The following is an 18,002-nucleotide window of genomic DNA, read 5'->3' as shown; positions in this document are numbered from 1 at the left end:
GTCGCGTCGGACAGGTCGACCCCCGTCAGTAGGGGCCTTCGCCGACGCCGAACGAGTCGGGGGCCTCGTACTCGCTCGGGTCGAACTGTTCGGCGTCCGCCTTGGATGGAATCTCCAGTTCGTCCCCCGGGTGGATGAGGTCGGGGTCGTCGATGCCGTCCGTCTCGACGTCCGTTTCGGTTCTGGCGTCCGAGGCGGCCTGTTGGAGGTCTTCGGCGCTCGAATCCACGCCGTCGACGTCATCGCTGTCGGATTCCGCGTCGCCTTCCGACTCGGCGTCAGCGGCTTCCTCGTCGATCGCCTCCTCGCTGTCGACGGAGTCCGCATCGAGTTCGGCGTCGCCGAGACTCTCGGCCGCGGCATCCTCGCCGTCGACCTGGCTCTTGTTCGCCTCGTAGATCACGCCCCACATGTCCGGGTCACCGTACTCGTCCTCGGCGATACTGGAGAGGGTGTCTCCGGCCTCCACCGTGCGCGTGTGGCCGCCTTCGCCAGCCCCCTCGGTCTCGGGTTCGGTGCCGCCTTCGGGCAGGCTGTCAGCTGCCTCCTCGGTCCCGGTATCGCCGCCGTCCTCGGGGTCGTCCGACGCGGGCCCCATGTGGATGCCCGTCGCGTCCTTCTCCGGGTTCAGATCGCCCTCGCGACCGCCCTCGGGGTCGCTCTCACCTTCGCGGGGGTCGCCCGAAGCTTCAACGCCGGCCTCACCATCGCCCGTGCCTTCTGTATCGTCAGCGGCGCCTGCCCCCTCGACGGGGGCGTTCGAGAGGTTCTCCGCGGCTCGACCCGCAACGGAATCCGCATCCCCGTCGGCCGCTGCGTGCTCACCACTGTCGACGGCGCCGTCGGACTCCGCCGAAGCGGCCGCACCGAGGGCATCGCTTACCCCCTCTGCGGACTCGTCCCCGGACACGGGTTGGTCGGAGTCGCCGCTCGCCGCTTCGACGTCCCCGAGTGCCTCGTTCGTCACCTGTTCGGTGTAGTCCTCGACCGCGTCTCCGAACGACTCGGCGTCGATATCACCGCGTGCCGCGGCATCGGCCGCGTCCTCAATCGAATCGAACGCCCCACCGAGGTCGTCACCGTCGCCGCCAACTGACTCGCCGTCGGCGCGTTCACTGGCGTCTCCGACCGCCGGTTCGTCGGCGTCACCGACTGGTTGCTCGGCCGCCGCCATCGCCTGCTCCACCATCTGCTCGTTGTAGTCCCCGACGGCCTCCCCGTACGTCTCGGCGTCGATGTCGCCGTTCGCCATCGCCTCCGTCGCTTCGTCCAGCGAATCGAACCCCCCCGCGAGGTCGCCATCACCCTCAGGACTCGCCTCGGCGGGCTCCTCGCCTGCTGCCGCCTGGCCGCCATCGACCGCGTCGGCAGTCGCCTGCTCGGCCTTCGCCTCCATGCGGTCCATCACCTGATTGTTGAAGTCCGTGACGGCCTCGGTGTAGGTCTCGACGCCGATGTCGCCGGCCATCATCGCCTCTTGGACGGCCTCCATCGAGTCGAACTGGCCGGCGAGCGCGTCCCCCGCACCGTCAGGTGTCTCGGCGTCACCAGCGACTTCGGTACCCGCGGTCCCATCGGCGGCGTCGGCCGCGTCGCCCGGTTCAGTGGGGACATCCGGTGAGCCGACCTCGCTGTCGGGGAGCGGCTGCTCGGCGGCTGCCTCCATCTGGTTCATAAGGTCTTCCGTGTAGTCGCGGGTGGCCGCTGCGTAGGTTTCCGCGTCGATGTCGCCGGCCTCGAACGCCTCGGTGGCTGCATCGAACGAATCGAACTGTCCCGCGAGTTCGTCGCCCGCACCCCCCGGCGCCTCGCCATCAGCGCCCGCCTCCCCAACGTCGTCGGAGCCGTCCACCGACATCGGCGCATCCGCATCGGTCGCCCCCGCGCCAGCGACGTCCTGCTCGGCGGTCCCGACCATCTGGTCCATCATCTGGTCGTTGTAGTCCGTGACAGCCTCTCCGTAGGTCTCGGCGTCGATATCGCCGTTCTGGACCGCACTCGTCGCCGCATCGAGCGAATCGAATTGCCCAGCCAGGTCACCATCTACTGCTCTACTGGCGTCAGCGCCCTCCTCACTCGCATCGTCACCGTCGACATCATCGTTGGCACCGGCCCCCGGAGTAGCGCCTGTAGCCGAGCCGTCGCCTCCGGGTTCGCCCGCCGACTCGTCTCCCTCGGTCTCCGCGTTCATGGCGGCTTTCTTCGAGACCATGTCGACGACGTTCTCCGTGTGGGACTCGACCATCTGCTGGAAGCTATCACGGTCGAGCTCGCCACTCACCATCGCCTCCGCCGCGTCACCGAGCCCCTCGTAATCGGCACCCAACTCTGGAGTGCCGTCCTCGCCACCCGCTTCTTCGGTCGAATCTGCAGCCTCACCCTCGGACTCGGACCCGTACTCGCCGCGGTCGCTTCCGGCATCCGTCCCGTCGCTCGACCCATCGCCGTCCTCCTGTTTGTCGACGTCGAGGTCGCCGGCCGCGGCCGCCTCGCGGACGTCGTTGACCACCTCGACGTTGTGCTCCCAGACGGCTTGCCGGAATTCGTCGGGACTGATGTCGCCGTCCACGGCCGCCTGGACCATCTCGGGAAGCGAATCGGTCTCGTCCGTCGCGCTCTCGTCCGCGTCGTCGGGGTCTGGATTACGTTCACTCATTGGGTGTCATCGCTCTCTGGTGCGAGGACGGACTCGATGCCGTCCACGAGTTTCGCCTCTAGTGCTGCGTCGATGGTCTCGACCTCCGCTGCGGCCTGGACGGCGACGCAGCGTGCGCCACGCCACCGTGCTGTCGCCGACGCGTCCGCGGGGAGGAACCGGCCGGTGGCGTCGCCGACGACGCCCGATACCCGCTTCCAGAGGCCGTCGCTCGACGCCGCGAGCGCGTCGGTGAGGTCGTCACCGACCCCGTCGGCGACGAGCCGCTGAGCGTCGACGGAGTACCGACACCCGCCGTCGACGGCCTCGTACGCCATGCACGGACACGAGTCGACGGCGACCACGCTGGCGTACGTCTCGGCGAACCCAGCCGGCGTCACCGCCGCCGTGCTCGACGCATCGTCGCCACCTCCTCCGGGTGTGGTGCCGGCGAGCTGGGAGGCGTCGATGCGCGCGTCGTCGGCGATCGCGTCTGCGAGCAGGGTCGCGAACGACGCCTTCAGGGCCTGGATCGTCTCGTAGGGCGCGTCCACCGACTCGCCGAGCGACTCGAAGTGCGTCTCGATGGCAACGACGAGCGCCGGGACCGCGAGGTCGTCGACGCGCGCGGTCGAGAGCTCACCGGCGACCGCGTCCAGCAGCGCGCTGGCGCTCGCATCGACGGACTGCAGCGATTCGCTCGTTGCGTGAACGGTCCGCGCAAGGGCGTCCCGGACGGCAGCCGCCTCGACCACGGGTCGGACCTCACGGCGGAGTCGTCGGACCGTCGTGCCGTCGGCCGCAATCCACGGGTACGCCTCGTACTTCGCCGGATGCGCAGCCCGCGTCCGCTCCGAACGCGCGCGAATCCGCGCCTCCAGCGACGCATCCTCCACTGAATCCGTGGTATCTGCCGCAGCAGCGTCCACGCCGGTGTCGACCTTGCGGAACGGGACGTCGACGAGGATGGGGTTGTCGTCGGCGCCACTGAACACCGCGGCCTCGCCGACGCCGGAGAGGCCGAGCCAGCGCGTCTGCTCGGCGCTCGCACCCATCGACCCGCCGAGGAGGCGGCGGTCGTCGTCGGCGAGCAGCCGGTGGACGACCTTGAGGTTCGTGTTCTTCACGACCGACGGCGCGAGCTTCGCCGGGGTCTGGTCGACGACGAGCGCGCCCTCGCCGTACGCGCGGATCTCCGCGAGCAGGTTCGTGAACGACTCGACCGCCTGCCCGGCTTTGTTCGACGACTCCGGGCCGCCAGAACTCGACGCCGACAGCAACCGGTGGGCTTCCTCGACGACAGTCACGTGATTCAACGACGCCCCTGCCGCATCCATCGCCCCACTCGACTGGTAGTGCTCGTACAGCGAGAACAACACGAGCCCCATCAGGAACGCCTTCTCGTCGTCGTTCCCGACCGCATCCAGTTCGAGGACGGTCGGCTGCCCGAGCAAGTCCTCTATGGGGACCGACGTGTGCGTGTCCAAGAGCAAGCCTTTGCTCCCGATACGGAGGTTGTCGAGCCGGGTCTTCAGCGCCGCCGAGACGTCCTGCGTGATCTCCTGGTCGTACCCGAGCGAGTCGACGACCGGGTCGATCTTCTCGTAGAGGTCGGTGATGGTCGGCTGAGCGTTCGGGTGGTGGCCGCGGCGGTTCGTGCCGGTGACGAGGTCCCAGCCGCGGTCCTCGTACACCTCGTGGATGGCGCGCTCCAGGATGTACGGCATCGGCGCGTACATCACGAACGTCGCGTTGAACAACGCGGTCAGGTGGTCGATGTGGCTGCTGACGGAGACGCCCGGCCGTATCTCGAAGGGGTTGATGCGGAACGGGGCGGTCGTCTCGTCGCCGAGCGTGAACACCTGGAGGTCGTCGCCGAGTTCGCTGTCGAGCAACCGCCGGTACTCGGTCTTCGCCGGCTCGACCACGAGGAACGGCACGTCGCGGTCGGCGAGCTGGCGGAGGACGTGGAAGACGGTGTTCGTCTTCCCGCTCCCGGTCGTCCCGACGACGAGCCCGTGCCGGTTCAGGTCCGCTATCGGGACCTCGTACTCGTGGTCGGTCGGTCGGCCCTCGTCGAGGATGGTCCCGAGGCTGACGCCCGGTGCGTCGGGGTCGCTGCCGTGTGGTGTCACGTCGAACTGGGGCTGCGGGCGGACGTGGAACCCCGAGGTCTCGCGCGTCGGGAGGTGGAGCATGGCCGCGACCTCGGCCGAGCAGAGGACGGTCGGATACCGATACGGGTACTCGAACGTCCCCGGCGCGTCCGGTCCGGGTGCGGCGGGGATGGCGAACCCGGCCGCGAGCGAGGCGGCATCGGGTGTCGGTATCGTCCGTATGGGGTCCGGGCGCGAGTCGACACCGCCGAACGCGCCGGTCGCAACCGCACAGGCACGGTCGCGAGTCACGGGGTCGGCGGCGAGGAGGTACCCCACGGTGTGCCACGCGCCGCTCGCCCGTCCAGCGGCGAGTTTCTCGCGAACGCCGTCGAGCACCTGCTGGTACGCCGACGCGATCGGCGTCTCCCCCTCCGCGCGCTGCACGCTGTTCTGGACGCTCCGCAGTTCGTTCAGCGTCCGGTCCGACAACCCCTCGACGCCCTCGCCCGACACCGGTGACGCACAGAGGACGTACGCCCAGGTGTCGCTCCCGAGCGACCGGATGAGGCGGTCGAGACCGGCACCGGTGTCCGCGTCGAGGTCCCGACCCGGCGCCCGGTCAGCCCCGAACTCGAGGGGCGTCGCCGGACTCCCAGTGACGACCGCACCCGCCGTGAGCGGGTCCAAGCTCGAAGCGAGCGTCGACGACTCCACCGCGTCGAGTTCGATACCCGGATACGCACCCGCGAGCAGGTCGTCGAGCGGGACTGGCCGTCCTCCCTGTCCGGCAGTCGCTTCGGTGATCGCTGGCCACGACGCGAGGTAGACCGAGACGCCCGTAGGTTCGCCGACGACCGCCAGCCCGAGCCCGTGGCCCGTGCCGGCGAGTCCGGTGAGGACGCTCGCGATACCCTCGAGGGGGTTCGCTCGCCCGTCCCAATCGTGGTCAGGGATGCTGCGAACCCGCCACAACTGGAGCGAGCCAGCGTCCGGTCCGAGCGTCGGACCCCCGGCGAGGTTCGCGGTCCCGGCGTCGTCGAGGAAGGCTCGCTCGACGTACTTCACGTGCTCCGTCGTGACGTTTGGGCCAGGCATACGACACCCTCACCGCACCGCACCGTACACCGCGAGCCCGAGGATTACGAGGAACGTACACGCCACGCCAACCGCCAGCCCCGGCCCAGCCCCCGCGAAAATCCCAGCCATCACCCCGCCCGACGCAGAGCCTGGCACAATCCCGATGAGGCCACCGATGCCGCCGAGCATCGCGCCGACGACCGGCGGGCCGAGGAAGACGAGCCCTCCAAGTTCACCCCCGTCCGGCGAGAACGTCACACCCGTCGTCTCGTTCTCCACCTCCGACACCTCCAACAGCCCGTCACCACCGAGACTCCCGTGAACCGTCACCTCGTCCCCCTCGGAAACGACGTTCTTCGCGTCGATGGATCCAGCACGCGCTTGCGTGTACCCCGTGACGTTCCCCGTCTCGTCCGTCTGCTCGACCCGGAACGAGAGATTCGACGGCGTCTGACTCTCGTGCCAGGTGACGTCCCTGACAACCCCCGACGCAGTTGCATCCTCCGACCCCAAGAGTGACATGACACCTTCACTCTCGCCGACGATAATAACTACTCGGGTGAAACGACAGCTGCCCCATCTGAACGGCCGAAAATCACGTGACTCGGGGACCTTCTCAGGGAGTTCCGGCCCGGAATCCATTCGTGTGCCTGACAGAGCTCGAACCTCTCTTGTGATGGGGCGCCGAGCACGGTAGAGTAGCAGACGAAACTGCGGGATTACAGTACGATCGGGGTGTGACTGTGGGCTGGTCCACGGGAGTGCGGCGTAGGTTTCGAGTGGGGGAGGAGGCTCACGGTTTCGACGGTCTTGTTGGTGATGGGTGCGGCGACACCCAGCCATCTACCACGAGTTCGTTGGTGAACGAAGACACGAACCTCTTCGTGTGGCAGTGGCTCACCGCCAGTGTCCGCCACACCGAAACCGGCACCCGCCACGACGTCGGCCCACTCATCCGCGCGGACTTCGAAGCGCTCGTCGCCGACGTAGACGGTTGACCACCAGCCCTTATTTCACAGAGACTTCCCGATCTTGCACCGAGGTAATCCGGGGAAAGCAACTGCTAGCCAAAAAGATCTAACGTTGGGGGGCAGATGTGCAATCGCTTGATCAAATGAGGCTTCGAGGAACTACGATCCGTAAATTATCGTTGATATGACTGCAAGTGCGATTGACGCGGGGTCACTTTCTGATCGGTCCCTCTTCCACCTGTTGCGATCTTGCCAGATGGGAGAAGCGGGAGCGATCGTCGGTGGCCACATTGACCGAAACGAGTTGCGGAAGGAACTGTACGTCCCGACTATCGAAGATCAGGCCGTACAGGACTTCTTCGTGGACGACTACCGGGAGGATGGATCACTACTCGTCATTACGGGCAGTGCGGGTGACGGGAAAAGTGCGCTCCTCTCTCGGGCGTTCAAACGGGCGATGGACGCTGACAAACCGGTGGATGAATCCCACATCCGAATGGACGCCACAGCAGCGGATACGAAACACGAAACCTACGACGTGGCACTCAACCGGTTCCTCCGAAAGCGTGCACGGAACGCAGAACGGCAACGAGGGCCGCGGTCTGGGCTCGCTATCAACCTCGGGCTCGCCATCGACTTCTTCGACCGCCAGGGGTACGCCGACCAGTACCCCGGCCTCTGGGAGGCAATCGACGCAGTCCGAACGAAGCGAGAGTACAAAACCGAGAACGTACACGCAATCAACCTCGGTCACCGACGACTGTACGAGACTCGCCCGGACGAACTCGGAGAGGGGCTCCTCCGTGAGATCGTCGAGAAGTTCGCGTTCGACTCACCGGCCAGTCCGTTCCACGAAGCGTTCGAACGTGAGAAAGACCAGTGTCCGGCGGGCGAAAAGTGCCCGCTCCACTACAACGCGAGTCAGTTCACGAAGGAGACGGTCAGGGAACGCGTCGCAAAGTTACTGGCGACGAGTGGCGTCGTCAACACGACGTACCTGAATCCGCGGTCGATCCTGGATCACGTCACGTCGATGATCCTCCCACGGTCGCTGCAGGAACTCGCGGTTGAGGGCGCGTGTCCCGTCGGAGCAGGGATTCGAGGTAACCCGGTTCCGCCGGAATCGCTTCTCTGGAATACTATCTTCGAGCGGCTAGACGATCCGTCAGATCCCGGCGCTGGCCAGCTCGACCCAGCGGCGAGCTCGAGCGTCTCGCTCGACCAGATCCTCCTCAGCTGGGGTGCCGCCCCGGACCGCGTCTCGACGTTGCTCGGGGAGACGCCACTAGGGTCGCGCGTCGAGACTGCAACCCGGATTCGGACTGCGCTCCGGCGGCTGTATCTGGTCGACGAACAGCGTATCGAGGCACCCATCGAGACGGCGCTCGAATCGCCACAGTTCGACGAGTTCCTCGGTGCGTTGACCTACCTCAACCAGGAGCCATCGACCGTCGAGGACGACACGGAACTCCAGCAGTACGTCACCGACGTTCTCAGGACGGTGCAGGCGTCCCTACAGGGGTGGAGTGGGTCGATTACCGACGACGACTACATCGAGTTCGTCGACGGCATCAAATCCACGGACTACCGCTTCCTCTCGAAGTGGAGCAAACCGGACCCGGACCGTGCAGCCTCACATCGACAAACCCAGCAGGAGACGACGCCAGGCCAGCTCTGGCTCGTCCTCAAGCCCGAGGGGACCGACGTCACGGTGCCCGTGCCAGTGACGTTCGAGCTCTATCAGTTGATGACGCGAATCCGAGATGGCTATAATCCGAACGCGCTCGACCTAGAGCGATCGGAAGGGATGCGGCTCATCCAGTCGCGGCTCTCCGAGTTCACGAACAAACAGGAGCAGGTTCGCGTCGTCAACAAGCTGGATACTGAACTCTTCCGCGTAGAGGAAGGTGGCTTCGACACCATCGAGATCAAATCGGGTGAGCAGCTATGAGCGACGACCAATCTCTGGGACGACAGATCAGTCGAGTCATCGACGACGGGTTCTTCCCGACGTCGCCTGCGGCGACGTTGCGCGAAGCGATCTTCTCGGAGATCCTCGCGGGCGTCCTCGGGGCGTCACCCTCCACCAGTGACCTGGAGGAGATTCAGTCGGTGTTCGAACGCCACGAGTCGGTGGACGACGACGTTGCAGAACAAGTCTGGGACGTGTTCGAGGCGACCTACACGACGACCGGATCACGGGGGGCACGCGGGAAGAAAGCGAAACGGTACGTCGTGCCGTTTCACCCCGTCATCGCGAAACACGTCGAACCGCACGAAACCCGGAACTGGGGCGACTGGTATCGGATGCTGATGTCGAGCGGGCGCCCTGCCGAGTTCAACCAAGAGTTACACGATGCGTTCGTGGCCCGGCTGGAAGGGCTGGAACCGTCGAACCTGTTCGAACAGGTGTTCGTCGACGTGATCGGTCGTATCGAAACCGAAGCAGTCGGTGAGCCGGCGACGGATCCGCTGCGCCCCTACGTGGACGAGTGTGCGAGCGCGTTCCAGAGCGACCTGCGGCGGTGGCTCGACGACGAGTACGATTCCCCGTCGAACTGGTTGCAGTCGACGCGTGACCTGTTCTGTTTCCACTTCATGATGTACTACGCCCAGCTGGCGTTGAATCTCGAACGAGAGTTCGACCGGCTGGCCAAGGACCCCGAACGGGACTACGAACCGGAGATCAAACAACTGTACTTCGGGCTCTGGGACGAGAAAGCGTCCCAGGACCGTCGATTCAGGCAGGAATGGCGGGCGCGCGACCAACGGGGCGTGGAGGGCCACGTCTACGATTCGTGGGGTCGACTCGCTGTCCTCAACGAGATCGCAGCGGTGGTCGAACGAAAGACGGACCGGGAACAAACGGCAGTAACGCTGTCGGAAGCGATGGCGCTCCCCGACTCGGTTCGACGGACCGTTGTCGTCGAGCTCTGCGAGCACTTGCCGGATACCGAGCCGTCTGACGATGTCGACTTGCCGACGGTGGCACAGCGCATGACGAACCGGGTTCGGTCGTACTACGAGGAGAAAACCCAGTCGAACCAGACGCCGATCTCGATGGGGATCAACGTCGTCCGCCAGCTCGGCGACGGCGGGGATCGGAAGTACTGGCGGACACAGCGGAAGATCGGGCCGACGTTCAGACTGAACCGGGGTGCGCTCCGGTTCTTCGCGAGGCTATTTGCTATGAATGAAGACGACACGCACTACGACGAGTTCGTGAGTTATCTCCAACGACGGGGGATCTTCCTGGACTCCAAGAGCGAACGGTACGCGCTCGAGGAATTGGACGAGATGGGGATGATTGACCGGCAGAGTGACAGTGGAGGTGCTGTGTATGTCCGATCTCTTTGAGCAGGCACTTGCGGCGCACGTCAGAGCGTATCTGGAAACCAATCCGCCGCGTGGTGGACAGATACTGCTCGGCGAGTTCCACAGTGGCGCGTTAGCAGACTCGTTCGCTGCTGGGCTCGTCGAAGAACTGGCCGAGGGTCGGAGTCGAAGCCAGACCCCTGGGGGCGACAAACTCCCCGTTTTCGAGACGGCCGACGGGGTGCCGGTGTCGATCGTGCGCGTCGTTCCTGACGTGAGCGACGGGGCGGCCGCGAGTGCCTACGAGGTGACGCAGGGGTTCGCGACGACGATGCGCAACCAGATCGCTGCGTCGGTCGAGGGTGACAGCCCGAAGGCGATGATCATGGTGCTGGAGACGGATGCGAGTCTGGATACACTCGAAGCGTCCGAAGCCCTGTTCGGCGACGACGCACCGATCAATCTCGACTCGTTCCGGGAGAGCGTCCTCGATCCGGGCACGTGCAAGCACCGTCAGGGACGCGCGCTCCTCGACGGGTTGCTGGATTCGTTCGAAGGCGACTCGGCGTACAGCGACGACATCTCGGTGCTCGAAACGCTCTGTGAGCTCCGGGATGCGATCGACTCGAAGGACGCGGAGCGCGTCCAGGAGCTCATCGGTGATCTGCCGCAGTATCTCCGCGAGGACCAGCTCGGTGACGACTGGTTCGAGAAGGGACAGGACGAACAGAGTCTCTACGAGAGTGTGTCGAAAGCACTCTCGGACAACAAGGATCACGCCGAAAACTTGCGGCGTGCGCATCAGGCCGGCACAAACACCGAGAGTCGGCTGAGTTCCACCTACGACGAGACGTTCGTGAACAAGGTCCTGGAGTCGCCGGACTGGTCCGAACTCAAGCACTCCGATGCGAGGCAAGCACAGAATACCGGGGGTGGACCGATCCAATTCCGGGAGCTATCGATCAACGCGGCCGAACACCGGATCTACGAACCGCTGGATAGCGACCGAACGGAACGCTCGATCCTCGCCGTTTCGGACGATGGAGAGCTATCGCTCACTGTCGAGTTCGCGAACGATCTGGAAGAGACCCCGAAAGCGTTCTGGGGGCCCGACGGCGACGACGTTGGCCGGCTCTCCAAGCGGGAGAACCGAGCGACTGCCACCGTCGAGGGGCTGCCAGAAGACCGCCCGTGGTTCGGGACCCTGCGGTTCTGGGTTGGGAAGAAGACGAAGCGGGGGAAGCCGACACACGTATTCAACCTTGCCGTCGTCCCGGAGTGGTTCTTCGCTGCGACGCGTGGTATCTCGCTCGACGTCGACGTCGACGGGGAGGCGCTGGTCTCGAACGGTGACGGCGAAATCGAACTACAGCCGCTCGAAGACTTGCGGTTTGAATCTGAGCGTCGGGTCGTCGACCTGCGCGAGGAACAAACGATCCAGTTCGACCGGCCGATCACCATCGATCCGAATCCGCCGGACGTCGTGGAACGCGTCGCGTGCCAGCTCGCTCCACTGGACGGGGTCCCGATCGAGATCGCGTTCCTGACGGAAGTATCGACGGCGGAGTCCGAAGAGGTGGTGTTCCCGTTGATGCTCGCGGCGATCGTCGAACCCGACCGCTGGGCCGCTACGGACCTGCAGCTGCCGGAGGTGATGGACATCGACACCGACCGGGGAGAGATCTATACCGCCGGCGACGACGGGATTCGACTGGAAGACGAGGCCCTGGAGCTGTTGCAGATCGAAGAGCAGATTGTCGACGACGGGAGCATCCGGCCACGGGAAGTTGAGGGTGAAGACCCGGACTTTGGGTCGCTTTCGGGCGACGAGTCCCAGCTAGACGCGGCCCTGCGCGAGGCATACGGGGAGCTCTTCGAACACTTCGCGGAGCGTAACCGGACGCCGTCCACTGACCCCTGGGACGAGCCGACCCAGCAGCGAGCGCGAGCGGTCGTGCGAGCCTACAACGATGCGGTCGACGATATCTCGTCGCAAAAAGCGTTCACGAAGTACGAGCCGTTGCGGGACGTGTGTACGATCCGGTCGACGACGACGGAGAAACTCTGGCTGACGCCGTTCCATCCCGTCTTGTTGGCGTACGCACTTCGGATCGCAGAGTGGCGCGACGACGAACTCGTTCCGCGAAACGTGACTGGAGGGTTCCGGCGCGAGCAGTTCATTTCGAAATTCAACGCGAACGGTCTTCACCCGTATCGGACGACTGAACGGTCCACCGGTTCGTTACTGCGTGGGATGCCGTACGCCGAGACGCCGCTGTGGACGGTTTATTCGCCGGTGGAATCGCCGGGGTCGGTGACGCCGCGCTACATGGAGCGTGTGGTTCGAGACAAGCTGTATACGTTCGTGCAGGCGTTCCCGATCCTGTTCCAGTTGCACTCGGGACGCCAGATCCAGCTCAATCTCGTCAACATGGGCGACCTGCGGCCCGTCGTCAAGGGCCTCTACGAGTTCTACAAGAAAATCGAGAAGGCCGACGTCGACCCGCCGCGCGTCCTCCTGCGGATCTACGGGAGCGACGCCGAAGGAGAAGCGCTCGAACGGTTCTTCACGGAGAGTGCAGAGTCGCGGCTCCGACAGAACCTCGAGAAGAAGAACGACGAACTCGTCGACCGGCTCCGGTCGCATGTCACGTACGTTCAGGCCGGTGAATACAGTAGCGACACGCAGACGGAAGCCCATCTCACGTTCTTCCGTGGGCTCCTCGAAGAGAACCCCGGCGTCATCGACGTCGGCGAACTGCCGTCCGGGATGCTCAACGACGGGTTGTTCCCCCGGGAATCGATCGACGTCGAAGTAACGCAGGGTGAGACGGTCTACACCGTCGGCTTCAGCTGTGACGGTGGCGAACGCGACCTCATCCACGAGGTTGCGCGTCGCACGAACGCTCTGGAAGCGGGGAAGTGGAGCAACGCCTATCACGCCGGTCAGACCGTCAAGAAGAACATCGAGTCGACGCAGGGTGCTGACCTGGCGGAGCTGTGGGACGATTCGCTGTGGGTGGTGCACGTGCAGCCGAACGTCGGCATCGACTTCTACGTCCGGTCGGACACGGAGCTCGAAGACCTCGACGACCGCGTGATGATCCACTACAGCGACCAGTACGACTCCTCGTCGCCCGACTACGACGTCATCACCTCCACGAGCAAGCGCACGCCGTACCTGACTGCGTTACAGCGAGCGCTCTCGGAAGCGAACCTGGACCACCTGATGGATCCTGAGACCGTGCTCTCGATTCTCGTCTCGATCGACGGCGAGATGGCGCTGGACCTCCAGCAGTCAGAGGGCACTGAGGTAATCGAGACGATCGGGTTCGTCGGCGGGCTCGCGTTGAGCCAGCGGCTCCTCGAGCGGTCGGCGCCCGACCACCTGTGGATTCCACTCAGCCTCAATGAGCTCACTCGGCACGACCGGTCGTATCGCGGTGGCAGTGACGGCCTCTTGCAGTACGATTCGACGGGGAAGGCGAGCGACGACCTCTGTTTCGTCGGTGTGCCCCGAGACGAATCCGACGACGAGCTGAAGCTCTGGGTGGTCGAGACAAAAGGCGGGACCTCGCAGATCTCCACCGGTCGCGACCAGGTCGTGGGCGCCGTCGAGAACCTCAAGGCGATCTTCGATCCGGGAGAGAACTACGCCGACGAAGACATCCTGCACGGCGAGTTCGGGAAAGTCGTACTGGACGTTGCGCGACGAATGCAGAGTTACGACGTCTTCGACGACGATGCGAGCTCGTGGGTGGAACAACGATGGCGGTCGCTGCAGGAGGGCGACTTCGAGGTGTCCTTCGTCGAGGACAGGAATGGATCGCTCGGGGAAGTGATCCGCGTTCGCGAGAACACCGTCCAATCCGAGGTCGGATTCGAAGATCGCGTTCGCTCCATCGAAACGTCTATCGACGCGTTACGGCTCCTCCGGACGGACGACATCGAAGATGTCCTCCCTGACCTCAATCTGGATCAGCTATCGTTCGAAATCGACGCCGGCAGTGCGCAGTCGCCATCCGACGACAGCGATGCCCCCGACGGCGAGGACACATCCCGCGACACCGCCGAGCCACTCGCAGCCACCCCCAATGCCTCAACCGGAGGTGACGGCGATGACAGTCGGCCATCTGGAAGCGATAGTGACGAAACAGGTCCGGATAGCGAACCCAAGGCGGATTCGCTCACCGACGCTCAAACGCCGGACGACAACGCATCCGATGCGTCGGCCGTATCTGCAAGAGCGGCCGAAACCACTGAGTCTGACCCTCAACCAGCAGATGCAAAGACGGGGGAATCAAATCCCGAGGAACCAGAACCTTCGGCTGAGCCGGTGACGGAGACCTCGTCGGGCGATGACGCTCGCAGCGAGGAGCAAGCTGACGATTCACCCGGAGCATCTGCCGATGATCCACCCGACGAAAGCGAAGATCCGGCTGACGGAGAACCGTCGTCAGCTGATGATTTGAGCCCTGATTCCGGCGAGGGGCAGTCGCGACTGGAGTCGGTCGTCGAGAGACTCGACGAGAGTCCGGAGCCCGAGACGGAGTTCGACACGGGGACGCTCGCGTCGAACATCCGTGACGGGTTCGAAGCGCTCGGTGTCGACGTCCACCCGCCAAATCCGTCGAGTATTTCGGTCGGCCCTCGCAAGATCGGCGTTGACGTGCTCCCGAAGGAAGGCCAGAAGGTCGAAGGTATTCTCTCGAGTCTCGACTCGCTGAGCGTCCACATCCAGGCCCAGGGGAACATCGTCGGCAAGCCAATCCCGTCGAAAGGCGCGGTCCGGCTGGAAATCCCCCACGACAACCCACAGGACATCTATCTCCGCGAAGGCCTCGAGGCGCTCGCACCCGAACTCGAGGAGCCGTTGACGATCCCGCTCGGCGTCGACACGGAACGCGAGCACCACGCGCTCTCGCTGCCCGACGAACGGCACGCGCTCATCGCTGGCGCTACGGGGTCCGGGAAGTCCAACTTCTTGAGCGCCGTGCTCTGTAGTCTCGTCGCGACCAACGACCCGTCGGAGGTCGAGATCAGTCTCCTCGACCCGAAAGGCGTCGACTTTGGGCGGTTCGCAGACCTCCCGCACGTCGAAACCTACGAAGACACCTCGAACGATTGCGCAACGAGACTCCTCGACCTCGTCGAGAACCGTATCCCGGAACGCAAACAGCTCCTGAAGGAAGTGGGTGCCACGTCAGTTGCGGAACTGAACGAGCACGCGGCCGACCTGGGTCACGACCCTGTCCCGTACCACGTGGTCGTGATCGACGAGTACGCCGACCTGAAGATGTCCGTGGACGACGCTGATGCGTTCGAAGACGCCGTCACCCGGCTCGCCCAGGTCGGCCGGGCGCTCGGGTTCGTCATTCTCCTCGCAACCCAACGCCCCTCCGCGGACATCGTCTCCGGGAAAATCAAGGCGAACTTCCCGTGCCGTATCAGCTTCCGGCTGCCGTCGAACACGGACTCTCGCGTCATCCTCGACAAGCCTGGCGCCGAAAACCTCCAGGGCGCCGGTGACATGATCACCAGCACCCAGGCCGGCGACGAATACCACCTCCAAGGCTACCGACTCACACTCCACGACGCAACCCAGGTCAAAGACTGGGTCAACGAACGAGACAGGGAATTCGAGAACGGACACTGAACGTAACCGCGACCCCCGATCTAACGCGCATCACTCACGAATCCTTGCGGGGTTGAAGCACCACGTGGTTGGGACTGCCAGCTGCGATGCCTCACCCTCGTCCCGGATTGAAGGAGTTGGGAGTGGGTGAGTTGGGGACGGCGGGGATGTCTACGTTTGGTCCGGTAGTCTGGCATCGAGAGTTACTGCCTGCGCTCTGATATGTAGAGTGGGATAGTGGATGGGGCACGTTGTCTGCGGTGAGAGTAGAGCGGTTGGCGGAGCGTGTGGGTGCTGATGGTGAAAGGGAGGCTGTGTCGCTATGAGGAAGCCTTCAGGTACCGTCAGTTACTGGTCGAAATTCGATCTCGCGGCTGTTCGCCGGTGCATCACCCGGGACCTCATTGTGATTGAGGAGGGACTCAGGCCACGCCTCGTATGCGAGTCCGACGAGGAGCGGCTCAACTTCTGCGAGATACGCTGGATAGCCGTACGGCCCTGGATACGCTTCTGGATCCCAGGCGCGAATCCACAGATACGTCTCCTGTTTGAGTTGGCGCGTGCCTTGTTCGAAGAGTTCGCTCGCCCAACTGAGTTTCTTCGAGTCCTCGCCGAATACGGTCTCCGAGAGTTCTCCAACGTGCCAGAAACTTCCGTCTCCCCACCGAGCGAAACTCCGTGTCCCGCTCCGGTCTTTCGCAATCTCCTCGAAGTTCGCACTCAGTTCGTTCTTTTTTCCGTACGCCTCAGCTTTTCCGATGTACCGTGGAACAACATCTCTGGGGGAGGGATTCGCAGCGTTGAGTTGAAACAGGACGTAGAGTAAGCCACTCGCCCCCTCTTTCACGCCGTTCGTGTGAACACATCGTTTTCCCTCTCGCCGAATCCGGTCGTCAATAGCGTCGCTTCGCTTGAGGACCGTTGAGGACCCGAGTGCCTTCGTCTCGACAACGAGGTCCTCATCAGTCTCGAAGAGGGGTATCGGATCGACCTCCTCGGAGTGGGCGATGTCTCGACAGATAGTCTTCGCAACCCACTCGAACCAGAGTTCCGTCTTACTTTCCGCAGGCGCCTTCTCAGTGGAGAGCTCGGCGAGACGTGCCGCTTCCTCATTCATTGATGTGAGGTCCGTGTCAACCCACTCGTGACCGACAGTCCCCATCTCGTGGGGGACACGGTTGGGGACGAAGTCGCGATTGGCGAACACACGGTTGTACCGGGGAAGGGAGTGCACCAGCCCGACCAGTTTCCCTTCGAGTTCGTGCCGGTACGTTGGGTAGCCGTACGGACCGACCTCTAGGTCGTCAACGTTGACTACCCACGCGTACAGCTGTGAAGTCGATTTTTCGTACGTGGTCGCGATGTGATCATACTTTCCGTAACTCCCCCACGACCCATCGTCTTCCCACTCCGAAATGGGGAGCGCGTCCCGGAGCTTTCTGAAGTGGTTCATCAGTCGACTCGCAACGTTGCTTGTTTCGCCGATATACACCGGAATCACGTCGACAGGCCCGGCTACGGGTTCGTCAAGGAGGTATAACAGATACAGATAGTCACCACTCCCCCGCCCGAGGCGATACGCATCGTACTCGTCGGTCATCGACAACGTCGAGCCGCTGTCGTCGACCATCGGCACCGGATCCGGGGTTGCAGTCGACTGGATGTCTGCGAGAATTGTCCTCTGCACAAACTCATCCCAGACCTTCGCTTTCGATCGTCTGTCCGACATTGTCGGCAGAAGACAACATCCGATTATAAAGCTGGTTGGGCCGAACCACAGCACTCTGTTACCCTCCGAAAAGACCTCTGGGGGGCTATGCCAGATGCGACACTTCGTCTGACTCTTCGATGTCGTCGAACTCGCCGCGCTCCAGCGGTTTCCAGTCCGCACCTGGCTTTGGACTCCACCAATCAACCTCATAGGCACCCGGTGCGCCCAATACCTTCACGCGTGCGGACCCATCAGGCAAGTCGCGACGCAGTTTTTCGTCGACGTGGAGGTTCCAGGTCGTGGTGGTATCGAAGCAGGCGAGCACGGCGGCCTCGTAGCCGCGTGTCTCTCGGGACTCCTGGAGTTGGACCTGCGTGTTGCAGTTCTTGCAGAACACCCCCTCGAAGGGGATGTGAGTGAAGACGTCCTTGCCACAGACCGGACACCAGAGGAACTCGAACAGTGCCTCACGATACCGGTCACGTACTTCGAGACTCATTGTTTGGTCACCCCGGCCGTCCCGGGCCACCCTCTCGTGGCCGGACAAAAACAGCCGCCA

Annotated in this window: 9 protein-coding genes; 4 read left to right on the top strand and 5 right to left on the bottom strand. The window is 64.0% G+C overall.

The features are described from left to right. Nucleotides 1–25: 25 nt before the first annotated feature. From VYJ16_RS18980 to VYJ16_RS18970, 3 genes are read right to left on the bottom strand one after another with little or no spacing between them, the layout of a single operon-like run. On the bottom strand, nt 26–2,656 hold the full coding sequence (locus VYJ16_RS18980) for a hypothetical protein (protein WP_336351890.1): 2,631 nt from the start codon (nt 2,654–2,656) through the stop codon (nt 26–28). Beyond that, nucleotides 2,653–5,829: an ATP-binding protein gene (locus VYJ16_RS18975; RefSeq protein WP_336351889.1), complete on the bottom strand. Its 3,177-nt coding sequence runs from the start codon at nt 5,827–5,829 to the stop codon at nt 2,653–2,655. The genes VYJ16_RS18980 and VYJ16_RS18975 overlap by 4 nt, the downstream gene beginning before the upstream one ends. A 9-nt stretch (nt 5,830–5,838) precedes the next feature. Further along, nucleotides 5,839–6,333 (bottom strand): hypothetical protein, encoded by a 495-nt coding sequence (locus VYJ16_RS18970; RefSeq protein WP_336351888.1) that lies wholly within the window; start codon nt 6,331–6,333, stop codon nt 5,839–5,841. Between the two features lie 338 nt (nt 6,334–6,671). On the opposite strand from VYJ16_RS18970, the gene VYJ16_RS18965 reads away from it, so the two are divergent. From VYJ16_RS18965 to VYJ16_RS18950, 4 genes are all read left to right on the top strand, one after another. After that, complete coding sequence (locus VYJ16_RS18965; RefSeq protein ID WP_336351887.1) at nt 6,672–6,809, top strand: hypothetical protein; 138 nt, start codon at nt 6,672–6,674, stop codon at nt 6,807–6,809. Nucleotides 6,810–7,038: 229 nt separating this feature from the next. After that, nucleotides 7,039–8,733 carry a DNA phosphorothioation-dependent restriction protein DptF gene (dptF, locus tag VYJ16_RS18960; RefSeq protein ID WP_336351886.1) on the top strand — a complete coding sequence of 565 codons (1,695 nt, stop codon included), beginning with the start codon at nt 7,039–7,041 and terminating at the stop codon, nt 8,731–8,733. Between the two features lie 161 nt (nt 8,734–8,894). Continuing rightward, entirely contained in the window at nt 8,895–10,139 is a 1,245-nt protein-coding gene (dptG, locus tag VYJ16_RS18955; protein ID WP_336351885.1) for a DNA phosphorothioation-dependent restriction protein DptG, read from the top strand. Further along, nucleotides 10,123–15,753 (top strand): FtsK/SpoIIIE domain-containing protein, encoded by a 5,631-nt coding sequence (locus VYJ16_RS18950; protein WP_336351884.1) that lies wholly within the window; start codon nt 10,123–10,125, stop codon nt 15,751–15,753. Before dptG ends, VYJ16_RS18950 begins: the two co-directional genes overlap by 17 nt. A gap of 313 nt (nt 15,754–16,066) precedes the next feature. On the opposite strand, the gene VYJ16_RS18945 is transcribed toward VYJ16_RS18950, so the two are convergent. Continuing rightward, the gene (locus VYJ16_RS18945; protein ID WP_336351883.1) at nt 16,067–17,461 is read right to left on the bottom strand and encodes a GIY-YIG nuclease family protein; all 1,395 of its coding nucleotides are present in this window, start codon (nt 17,459–17,461) and stop codon (nt 16,067–16,069) included. 85 nt (nt 17,462–17,546) lie between these two features. Next, nucleotides 17,547–17,942, bottom strand: a complete 396-nt coding sequence (locus tag VYJ16_RS18940; protein ID WP_336351882.1) for a DUF7567 family protein — start codon at nt 17,940–17,942, stop codon at nt 17,547–17,549. Between the last annotated feature and the right edge of the window lie 60 nt (nt 17,943–18,002).

This window comes from Halorubellus litoreus (genome assembly GCF_037081675.1).
Classification (GTDB): domain Archaea; phylum Halobacteriota; class Halobacteria; order Halobacteriales; family Natrialbaceae; genus Halorubellus; species Halorubellus litoreus.
Note: the sequence above shows the minus strand (reverse complement) of the source record. Positions and strands in the feature narration are given on the sequence as shown.